The organism is Streptomyces sp. NPDC057963 (genome assembly GCF_042887155.1).
In the GTDB taxonomy this organism is placed as follows: Bacteria; Actinomycetota; Actinomycetes; order Streptomycetales; family Streptomycetaceae; genus Streptomyces.
In genome coordinates, this window is record NZ_JBHVPX010000057.1 from 1 (window position 1) to 9822 (window position 9822).

Sequence of the window (9822 nt, forward strand, 5' to 3'; positions counted from 1 at the left end):
GCCCGGAACCGTGTGGAACGGTTCCGGGCCCCTTCTGCCTGTCCAGGGGGCACTCCGGTCAGTCGTCGGAGTCTCAGTCGTCCGAGTCGCCCCGGCGCACCGACAGCAGGTCCTCCAGCTGCTCTTCGCGCGCCTGCGCGGCCACGAAGAGCAGCTCGTCACCGGCCTCCAGCGTCTCTTCGGTGCTCGGCGTCAGCACGCGCTGCCCGCGGATGATGGTGACCAGCGAGGTGTCCTCGGGCCAGGCCACTTCGCCGACCTGGATGCCGGCCAGCGCCGACTCCGGGGGCAGCGTCAGCTCGACCAGGTTGGCGTCGCCGTGGCTGAAGCGCAGCAGCCGGACCAGATCGCCGACGCTCACCGCCTCCTCGACCAGGGCGGACATCAGACGGGGCGTGGAAACCGCCACATCGACGCCCCACGCCTCGTTGAACAGCCATTCGTTCTTGGGGTTGTTGACCCGGGCGACGACCCTCGGCACGCCGTACTCGGTCTTCGCGAGCAGGGAGACGACCAGATTCACCTTGTCGTCACCGGTCGCGGCGATCACGACGTTGCAGCGTTGAAGCGCCGCCTCGTCGAGCGAAGTGATCTCGCAGGCGTCCGCCAGCAGCCACTCGGCCATCGGCACCCGCTCCACGGAGATGGCTGTGGGCGCCTTGTCGACGAGCAGCACCTCGTGCCCGTTCTCCAGCAGTTCGCCCGCGATGGAACGGCCCACCGCACCGGCCCCGGCAATCGCGACACGCATCAGTGACCGCCCTCCTCAGGACCTTCGGCGAAGGCCGCCTCGACCTTCGCGATCTCGTCCGTACGCATCATCACGTGGACCAGGTCGCCCTCCTGCAGCACCGTCTGCGAGGTGGGCAGTATGGCTTCACCCAATCGGGTGAGGAACGCCACGCGGACGCCCGTCTCCTCCTGCAGGGTGCTGATCTTGTGGCCGATCCAGGACGGGGTGGTGTGCACCTCCGCGAGCTGCACGCCGCCGCTCGGATCCCGCCACAGCGGCTCGGCGCCCGAGGGCAGCAGCCGCCGCAGCATCTGGTCCGCCGTCCAGCGCACCGTGGCGACCGTGGGGATGCCGAGGCGCTGGTAGACCTCGGCGCGCCGGGGGTCGTAGATCCGCGCCGCGACATTCTCGATGCCGAACATCTCGCGGGCGACCCGTGCGGCGATGATGTTCGAGTTGTCGCCGCTGCTCACCGCGGCGAACGCACCGGCCTCCTCGATCCCCGCCTCGCGGAGGGTGTCCTGGTCGAAGCCGACACCGGTGACACGCCGCCCGCCGAAGCCGGACCCGAGACGCCGGAACGCGGTCGGGTCCTGATCGACGACGGCGACCGTGTGCCCCTGCTGCTCCAGGGTCTGCGCGAGAGCGGCTCCCACTCGCCCGCAGCCCATGATGACGATGTGCACCTTGCGCCTACCTCGCAGTCCTGGTCGTCCGGCTGACCTGCGAAAACACCCTGCTCACAACTTCTTCCTCAGCTTGCCGGGCAAACAACGGGGCAACGGTCTGTCCCGTTGCCCAGGATGAGCTTATGCGGCCGGGAGTGCGAGGCCTCATCCGAGTGCGCCTTCGCCGCGCCCGCGATGCGGACGGGGAGGGCCGTCGGCTGCGATCCCGCGAAACGGACCTCTTGAACGCCACGAGGACAGACATCTAACATGTCAGTTCATGGAGACCTTGCGCCCCGTCCGACGGACCCTGCTGCGGGACACCGCGTACGAGGCGATCCGTGACGCCATCGTCCGCGGCAACATCCCGCCCGGTGCCCCGGTCCGCGACGCCGACCTCGCCGAACGCCTCGGCCTGTCCCGGGCCCCGGTGCGCGACGCACTGTCCCGGCTCTCCGGCGAGGGCCTCGTCGAGTCCAAGCCGCAGAGCTACACGCGGGTGACCCGCCTGGTGCCGCGTGACGTACGGGACGCGGCGGCGGTCGTACGGGCCATGCAGGAACTGGCCGCCAGGACCGCCGTACCTCTCCTCACGGATCCGGACATCACCGCGATGCGGGAGGCGAACGACGGCTTCCGGGACGCGACGCGCCGCGGTGACGTGGCGGACGCGCTGCGCGCCGACGACCGGCTCCACGACGTCCTGGTCACCGCCTGCGGCAACCGTGCCGTGGCCGCCACCGTCGAGCGCTACACCCCCTTGATCCGGCGCCTGGAATGGCGGCGGTTCGGCACGGCGAGTGCGGCGCACGGCTCGGCGGAGCTGCACGACCGGCTGATCGAGGCGTGCGCGGGGCGCGATGCCGATGCGGCGGCCCGGGTCACCGCGGAGATCTGGCGGGCACTCGAAGAACTCGCCGACGAGCCGCCCGCCGGACCCTCTGACGAACGGGGCGCTGATCCGTCCGCCGAAACCTGTGACGAACGGGGCGCTGGTCAGGCAGCCGAAACCCTGTGACGAACGGGGCGCCGATCCGTCCGCCGATCCGCCCGCCGGGCCGTCTGCGGATCTGTCCGGAGAGTGGACCGGGGCCGCCGGTCCGAGCAGGGCCGGGCGCACTGGCGGGGCCGCGACTCCGCCGGTCCGAGCACCGACCGTGACGCCTGCGGACGCCCCGACAACCACGACCCTCGCCCTCGCCATCACCGACCTCACCACCGACATCACCACTGTGACCACCACCGTCACTGCCACCGACGTCACCACATCACCCCCGACCCGAGGGAGCTTCCGTGACACCCCCAGCCCTTCCTTCGCGTTCCTCCGCCTCTTCCCCTTCCCTCTCCTCGTACGACCGCTATCCCCTCCTCTTCGGCCCCTCTCCCGTCCACCGCCTGGACCGGCTCACCGACCACCTCGGCGGCGCCGCCGTCTGGGCCAAGCGGGAGGACTGCAACTCGGGCATCGCCTACGGCGGCAACAAGACCCGCAAGCTCGAATACCTCGTCGCCGACGCCCTGGCGAAGGGCTGCGACACGCTCGTATCGATCGGCGGTGTCCAGTCCAACCACACCCGCCAGGTCGCGGCGGTCGCCGCCCGCGCCGGCCTCAAGTGCGTACTCATCCAGGAGAGCTGGGTCGAGTGGCCCGACGCCGTCTACGACAAGGTCGGCAACATCCTGATCAGCCGCCTGGCCGGTGCCGATGTCCGCCTGGTGCGCGCCGGGTTCGGCATCGGCGTCAAGGAGAGCTGGGAGCAGGCGCTGCGCGAGGTCGAGGAGGGCGGTGGCAAGCCGTACGCCATCCCCGCCGGTGCGTCCGACCATCCGCTCGGCGGGCTGGGCTTCGCCAACTGGGCGTACGAGGTCGCCGAGCAGGAGCGCGCACTCGGCGTGTTCTTCGACACCGTGATCGTCTGCTCGGTGACCGGTTCCACCCAGGCCGGGATGGTCGCGGGCTTCGCCGCGCTCGAAGAGGAAGGCGGCCGTCCGCGCCGCGTGCTGGGCATCGACGCCTCCGCCGAACCCGCCCGGACGCGTGAGCAGATCGCCCGGATCGCGGCCGGCACCGCACGGCTCATCGGGGTGCGCCGCGAGCTCACCGTGGACGACATCGAACTGGACGAGCGCTACCACGCGGGGACGTACGGCATCCCCGACGACGCCACCCTCGACGCGATGCGGCTCGCCGCCCGTACCGAGGGTATGGTCACCGACCCCGTGTACGAGGGGAAGTCGATGGCCGGGACGGTCGACCTCGTCGCGCGCGGCGAGATCGCCCGCGATTCCACCGTCCTCTACGCCCATCTCGGCGGTCAGCCCGCGCTCAACGGCTACAGCGCCCTGTTCGCGGACGCCTGAGCGCAAGGATTTCGTTAAGGATTTCGTGGCCTTTTCGGCCGAGCGCAGGAGATTGCAGGGCCACGAGGGTGGTGGGTCTGCGGCTTCCATACGGAACGCTTACGATCCTCTGCGTGTCCAAACTGACCGACCTGCCCAAACGGATTCTGATCGGACGGGCGCTGCGCAGCGACAAGCTGGGAGAGACGCTCCTCCCCAAGCGCATCGCACTTCCCGTCTTCGCATCCGACCCGCTTTCATCGGTGGCGTACGCACCAGGAGAGGTTCTCCTGGTGCTCTCCGTCGCGGGCGTGTCGGCCTACCACTTCAGCCCCTGGATCGCGCTCGCCGTCGTGGTGCTGATGTTCACGGTCGTTGCCTCGTACCGGCAGAACGTCCACGCCTACCCGAGCGGTGGTGGTGACTACGAGGTCGCCACCACCAACCTGGGACCCAAGGCCGGGCTCACCGTGGCCAGTGCGCTGCTGGTCGACTACGTGCTGACCGTCGCCGTGTCGATCGCCTCCGGGGTGGAGAACCTCGGGTCCGCGATCCCGTTCGTCGTCGAACACAAGACGGCGTGCGCGATCGCGGCCATCGTGCTGCTGACGCTGATGAACCTGCGCGGCGTCAAGGAGTCCGGCAAGCTCTTCGCCATCCCCACGTACCTCTTTGTGGCCGGCGTCTTCATCATGATCATCTGGGGTGCGTTCCGGGGGCTGGTCCTCGACGACACCATGCACGCCCCGACCTCGGGCTACACGATCAGGGCCGAGCACCAGGGACTGGCCGGCTTCGCACTGGTCTTCCTGCTGCTGCGGGCGTTCTCCTCCGGATGCGCCGCCCTCACCGGCGTCGAGGCGATCAGCAACGGTGTGCCCGCCTTCCGCAAGCCGAAGAGCAAGAACGCCGCGACGACCCTCGCGATGATGGGCCTGCTGGCCGTCACCATGTTCTGCGGCATCATCGGTCTGGCCATGGCCACCGGTGTGAAGATGGCGGAGAACCCGGCCAAGGACCTGATCAACAACGGTCTCCCGGTCGGCTCCGGCTTCGTCCAGGACCCGGTGATCTCCCAGGTCGCGGCCGCCGTCTTCGGTAAGGGCACGTTCTTCTTCGTCGTTCTCGCGGCGGCCACCGCACTCGTTCTCTTCCTGGCCGCCAACACCGCGTACAACGGCTTCCCGCTGCTCGGCTCGATCCTCGCCCAGGACCGCTACCTGCCGCGCCAGCTCCACACCCGCGGTGACCGGCTGGCCTTCTCCAACGGCATCGTGCTGCTGGCGGGCGCGGCGATCCTGCTGACCTGGGTCTACGGAGCGGACTCGACCCGGCTCATCCAGCTCTACATCGTCGGCGTCTTCGTCTCCTTCACCCTCAGCCAGACCGGCATGGTCAGGCATTGGAACCGCCACCTGGCGACGGAGAAGGACCCGGCCAAACGCCGCCACATGGTGCGCTCCCGCGCGATCAACACCTTCGGCGCCTTCTTCACCGGCCTGGTGCTCGTCGTGGTGCTCGCCACCAAGTTCACCCACGGCGCCTGGGTCGCGCTGCTCGGCATGGTGATCTTCTACGGGACGATGACGGCGATCCGCAAGCACTACGACCGGGTCGCCGAGGAGATCGCGGCGGAGGAGACCCCGCCCGACGAGACGATGCGACCCTCCAGGGTCCACTCGATCGTCCTGGTCTCCAAGCTCCACCGGCCCACGCTGCGTGCCCTCGCCTACGCCAAGCTGATCCGCTCCGACCGCCTGGAGGCGCTCTCCATCAGCGTCGACGCGGCCGAGACCAAGGCGCTCAAGGAGGACTGGGAGCGGCGCGGCATCGACATCCCGCTGAAGATCCTCGACTCGCCGTACCGCGAGGTGACCCGCCCGGTCATCGACTACGTGAAGGGCTTGCGCCGGGACAGCCCGCGCGACGTCGTGAGCGTGTACATCCCGGAGTATGTGGTCGGCCACTGGTACGAGCACCTCCTCCACAACCAGAGCGCCCTGCGGTTGAAGGGGCGGCTGCTGTTCACCCCGGGCGTGATGGTGACCTCCGTGCCGTATCAGCTGGAGTCCTCCGAGGCGGCCAAGAAGCGCGCCAGGAAGCGCGCCGAGTGGAACGCACCGGGCTCCGTGCGCCGCGGCCCCGTGGAGCGCAGGCCCAAGGAACCCGCCAACCGGGGCTGACCGCGCCGGCATGGGCTGACCCGGCCGGCATGGGCAGACCGGGCCGGCAAGGGCTGACCAGGCCGGCAAGGGTTGGCCAGGCCGGCAACGGTTGGCCGCGCCGACAAGACCGACCGCGCCCTACCCGCGCGTGGTAAGCGGCCGGACGACACCCACGTAGACTCGTGGGTTGTTGTCCGGCCGTTTTTCCCTTGATCTCTGGAGCCACCCCCTCATGCAGAACGAACCCACGTCGTCGCTGGTCGGGGAGGAGTACGAGGTCGAGGTCGGGCCCGTCGCACACGGCGGCCACTGCATCGCCCGTACGTCGGAGGGCCGGGTCCTCTTCGTGCGGCACACCCTGCCCGGCGAGAAAGTCGTCGCCCGGATCACCGAGGGCGAGAGCGACTCCCGCTTCCTGCGCGCCGACGCGGTACGGATCATCGAGGCGTCCAAGGACCGCGTCGAGGCCCCGTGCCCGTACGCGGGTCCCGGCAAGTGCGGCGGCTGCGACTGGCAGCACGCCAAGCCCGGTGCCCAGCGCAGGCTCAAGGGCGAGGTGATCGCCGAACAGCTCCAGCGCCTTGCGGGCCTCACTCCCGAGGAGGCGGGCTGGGACGGCACCGTCATGCCGGCCGAGGGCGACAAGCTCCCGGCGGGCGAGGTCCCGGCCTGGCGCACCCGGGTCCAGTACGCCATCGACGAGGACGGCCGGGTCGGCCTGCGCAAGCACCGCTCGCACGACGTGGAGCCCATCGAGCGCTGCCTGATCGCGGCCCCCGGTGTCACCGAACTCGGCGTCGAGAAGCGGGAGTGGCCCGGCATGGCCTCGGTGGAGGCCATCGCCGCCACCGGCTCCCACGACCGCCAGGTCATCCTCACCCCGAAGCCCGGCGGCCGGCTGCCCCTCGTCGCGCTCGACAAGCCCGTCTCGGTGATGCGCGTCGACGAGCGCGACGGCGGCGTCCACCGGGTGCACGGCAGGGCCTTCGTCCGCGAGCGCGCCGACGACCGCACCTACCGAGTCGGCTCGGGCGGCTTCTGGCAGGTCCACCCGCAGGCCGCCACCACCCTCGTCCGCGCCGTCATGCAGGGCCTGCTGCCCCGCAAGGGCGACACCGCGCTCGACCTGTACTGCGGCGTCGGCCTGTTCGCGGGCGCCCTCGGCCAGCGCATCGGCGAGAAGGGCGCGGTCCTGGGCATCGAGTCCGGCAAGCGCGCCGTCGAGGACGCCCGGCACAACCTGAAGGACCTGGAGCGAGTCCGCATCGAGCACGGCAAGGTCGACCAGATCCTGCCGCGCACCGGCATCACCGAGACCGACCTGATCGTCCTCGACCCCCCGCGCGCAGGCGCCGGCAAGCAGACGGTCAAGCACCTGACGGGCCTGGGCGCCCGCCGCATCGCCTACGTGGCGTGCGACCCGGCGGCCCTCGCCCGCGACCTGGCGTACTTCCGCGACGGCGGCTACCGGGTGCGGACGCTGCGGGCGTTCGATCTGTTTCCGATGACGCATCATGTGGAGTGCGTGGCGATCCTCGAACCGGCCACGAAGGGCTCCTGACCTGCGCTTTTGCTCGTGCGCGGTATGTGCAGTACGGGCGTTACGGGCGATATCTTGACGCTGAGATGACGCTCGTGACGCTCGTTCTGAGGGGTCGTCAGGCACTTTTTCCCTGGTCGGGCAGCCTTCTGGCTATGTGGGCACGGCAGGGCGTCGAGGGCCTCATGACGGCTAGCGAGGTGCTTCCCCACGCGTACGCAACGCCCGCAGGATTCTCGGTTCCCCGGCGGCATCCACCCTGACCTTTAGCGGCGGCTGGATCGCTGCTCCTTGGCTATGTTGGTCCGCACTCGGTCCGGATCTTGGCCTGGGGCCCCGAAGCGAAGTCTTTTTTGGCACTGCAGGGCCCAGGTGGTGCAAGCATCTTGTGGGAAGCAGATGTTCTAGCCAGGGGCGTAAGCGCAGGTTAGGACTTGCGCTTCGAGGGAGTCACTGGTCAGTGGACGCCGAAACTCGTTCCTGCATCGTGGCCACGAGCGCAGCCGCCTGTTCGGTCAGCGCCTCGTCGTCGGTCTCGCTGAGCGCAGCGACCGCCGCCGTACCGAGCGAGATGGCTTCCTCTGGGTCCGTCGCCCATACAGTCGAGGAAAGCAGGAAGAGTACTCTCCCCTCCCCGTGGCGGTCCCGGGCCGGCCGGTAGAGCGTGATCGCGCCGCGGACCGCTTCGGTGGCCCGGTCCGTGAACCCGAGGACCCCCCACGCCTTGCCCAGGTTCATCAGTGCCTTGGCCTGTGCGTGAGCATGGCCGACCTCCTCACGTAGGTCACTCGCCCTCGTCAGCATTCGGGCGGCCTCGGCCGGCGCGTCCGCCTGGAGTCGGTTGGGCCCGAGGTTCGACAGGGCGATACCTTCACCCCGTTTGTCCCCGATGTCTCGGCAGAGGGAGACAGCCTCCTCAAGGACGTCGGACCCGTCACCGAGTCCGCCCGCACGTAGCGCCGTGCCCAAATTGGTGAGGACCATGGCGACACCGTGGCGATCATCCGCCTTGCGGAAGGCGTCCCGTGCGGCCGCGGCCTCACCGGCCCGCCCCAATTCCCTGAGCCAGGCCGAGATTGTTCTGGGTAACAGCTTCACCGTGCCAGTCACCGACGAGGCGGCAGATTTTGAGGTCCCGCTGGTACACGCCCACAGCTTCCTCGTAACGGCGCGACTCGTCCAGAGAGCGTCCGAGGTTGGTGAGCGCGGCACCTTCACCATGGAGGTTCCCCGCCTTGCCCTGGAGGACCACGGCCTGTCGCAGTACGAGCACGGCCCGCTCGATGTCACGCATTTCGTGCAGAGTATGACCGAGGTTGGTCATTGCCTCCGCTTCACCCAGCAGGTTCCCATCCGCCCTGAGCATACGGAGGGCCTCCTCGTGTGCGGCAACTGCTTCGGGGAACCGGGTCAGTCCTCTGGGCGCGCATGCCCGTGCGTCGAGGAACACGGCACGGAAAGTGGCAGGGGTGCTTCCAGAGCAGTGCTCCAGTGCGCTGTCGTATACGGCCGTCAACTCGGCGAAACCCCGACGCAGTTTGAGATAGTCGCCGATGCGTCCCGCCATCTCGAGGATGACGTAAGGGTTGTGTGTGGGGCGTTGCGGTGATGGCCGCGACGAGGTTCGCCCGTTCTTCGTCCAGCCAGGTGAGCGCGGCGCTCCGATCGGCGATCGTAGGTGGGCTGCTGGGATCGGTCAGGTGGATGAGGACGGTGTCGGCGTCGGGCGTGTCATTCTCTGCCCGGTTTCGGAGCGAAAGTGGGCCGAGGGGCTCAGTGGAGCCTTTCCGAGAGGTGCCCGCAGGCCCATCTCTGTTGGTGTGGAGTTGGACCGGCCCCCGGCCGTGACTGGCTGGCTGCTTTTGCTCGTTGCTGCTGAGAAGCGTGCCGTGACAGCATTAGGCAGGTGTTCGAAAACGGGGATGACGTAGTAGAGCCGCCTGTCCGGCGTTCGAAGATCACCGACTTGGCCGACTGGCCTACTCCTGAGGCGTCGCCGGCACCGTGTGAGGCACCGGAACCGGTCCCTGCCAACACGCCGGAAAATGATTCGACGGCGGCGGCTCGGCATGAGTTTGCTGTGTTGCTGGGTGAGTTTCGGCGTAGGGCGGTGCTGGTGCCGCTGGATGAGGCCGGGGATCTGTGGTCGGCGGAGCAGAACGGGGTTCGCTGGATCTGCGCGTTCTCGGACGAGGAGGCGCTGGCCCGGTTCGCGCGGGCCCGGGGGGATGCCGGGCGGGAGTGGGTGTACCGGACGGTGTTGGGTGCGCGGTTGCTGGACGTGATGGTGCCGCTGCTGCCGGGGCCTGCGGGGGTGGCGCTGGATGCGGGTGGTGAGGGCGGGATGTTGTTTCCGCCGGTGGCGGGGATCGTGCC

The 9822-nt window shown here is 69.2% G+C and carries 9 protein-coding genes; 5 read left to right on the forward strand and 4 right to left on the reverse strand.

Annotated elements, in window-relative coordinates:
- Positions 1-73 precede the first annotated feature (73 nt).
- Both ACFVT1_RS40745 and ACFVT1_RS40750 read right to left on the reverse strand, forming a co-directional pair.
- On the reverse strand, positions 74-751 hold the full coding sequence (locus ACFVT1_RS40745) for a TrkA family potassium uptake protein (RefSeq protein ID WP_266688162.1): 678 nt from the start codon (positions 749-751) through the stop codon (positions 74-76).
- Positions 751-1419 (reverse strand): TrkA family potassium uptake protein, encoded by a 669-nt coding sequence (locus ACFVT1_RS40750; RefSeq protein WP_124721011.1) that lies wholly within the window; start codon positions 1417-1419, stop codon positions 751-753. The genes ACFVT1_RS40745 and ACFVT1_RS40750 overlap by 1 nt, the downstream gene beginning before the upstream one ends.
- Before the next feature lie 262 nt (positions 1420-1681).
- Here ACFVT1_RS40750 and ACFVT1_RS40755 point away from each other — a divergent pair, with 262 nt between their 5' ends.
- The 4 genes from ACFVT1_RS40755 to ACFVT1_RS40770 all read left to right on the forward strand — a co-directional run bounded on the left by ACFVT1_RS40755 (position 1682) and on the right by ACFVT1_RS40770 (position 7467).
- The gene (locus ACFVT1_RS40755) at positions 1682-2419 is read left to right on the forward strand and encodes a GntR family transcriptional regulator (protein ID WP_389805789.1); all 738 of its coding nucleotides are present in this window, start codon (positions 1682-1684) and stop codon (positions 2417-2419) included.
- Between the two features lie 275 nt (positions 2420-2694).
- The gene (locus ACFVT1_RS40760) at positions 2695-3762 is read left to right on the forward strand and encodes a 1-aminocyclopropane-1-carboxylate deaminase (RefSeq protein WP_389805792.1); all 1068 of its coding nucleotides are present in this window, start codon (positions 2695-2697) and stop codon (positions 3760-3762) included.
- A gap of 113 nt (positions 3763-3875) precedes the next feature.
- Positions 3876-5924 (forward strand): APC family permease, encoded by a 2049-nt coding sequence (locus tag ACFVT1_RS40765; protein WP_389805795.1) that lies wholly within the window; start codon positions 3876-3878, stop codon positions 5922-5924.
- Between the two features lie 214 nt (positions 5925-6138).
- Positions 6139-7467 carry a class I SAM-dependent RNA methyltransferase gene (locus ACFVT1_RS40770; RefSeq protein WP_389805798.1) on the forward strand — a complete coding sequence of 443 codons (1329 nt, stop codon included), beginning with the start codon at positions 6139-6141 and terminating at the stop codon, positions 7465-7467.
- 429 nt (positions 7468-7896) lie between these two features.
- On the opposite strand, the gene ACFVT1_RS40775 is transcribed toward ACFVT1_RS40770, so the two are convergent.
- Entirely contained in the window at positions 7897-8430 is a 534-nt protein-coding gene (locus ACFVT1_RS40775; RefSeq protein ID WP_389805801.1) for a hypothetical protein, read from the reverse strand.
- Positions 8431-8485: 55 nt separating this feature from the next.
- Entirely contained in the window at positions 8486-9013 is a 528-nt protein-coding gene (locus ACFVT1_RS40780) for a tetratricopeptide repeat protein (protein WP_389805802.1), read from the reverse strand.
- A gap of 339 nt (positions 9014-9352) precedes the next feature.
- Here ACFVT1_RS40780 and ACFVT1_RS40785 point away from each other — a divergent pair.
- On the forward strand, positions 9353-9822 hold a 470-nt coding region (locus ACFVT1_RS40785; RefSeq protein ID WP_389805805.1), incomplete at its 3' end, for an SseB family protein.

Bases quoted from the DNA above. Each gene is read 5' to 3' on its own strand.
- ACFVT1_RS40745 (WP_266688162.1), bottom strand. From the start codon at position 751: ATGCGTGTCGCGATTGCCGGGGCCGGTGCGGTGGGCCGTTCCATCGCG.
- ACFVT1_RS40755 (WP_389805789.1), top strand. From the start codon at position 1,682: ATGGAGACCTTGCGCCCCGTCCGACGGACCCTGCTGCGGGACACCGCG.
- ACFVT1_RS40770 (WP_389805798.1), top strand. From the start codon at position 6,139: ATGCAGAACGAACCCACGTCGTCGCTGGTCGGGGAGGAGTACGAGGTC.
- ACFVT1_RS40775 (WP_389805801.1), bottom strand. From the start codon at position 8,430: ATGGTCCTCACCAATTTGGGCACGGCGCTACGTGCGGGCGGACTCGGT.
- ACFVT1_RS40780 (WP_389805802.1), bottom strand. From the start codon at position 9,013: ATGGCGGGACGCATCGGCGACTATCTCAAACTGCGTCGGGGTTTCGCC.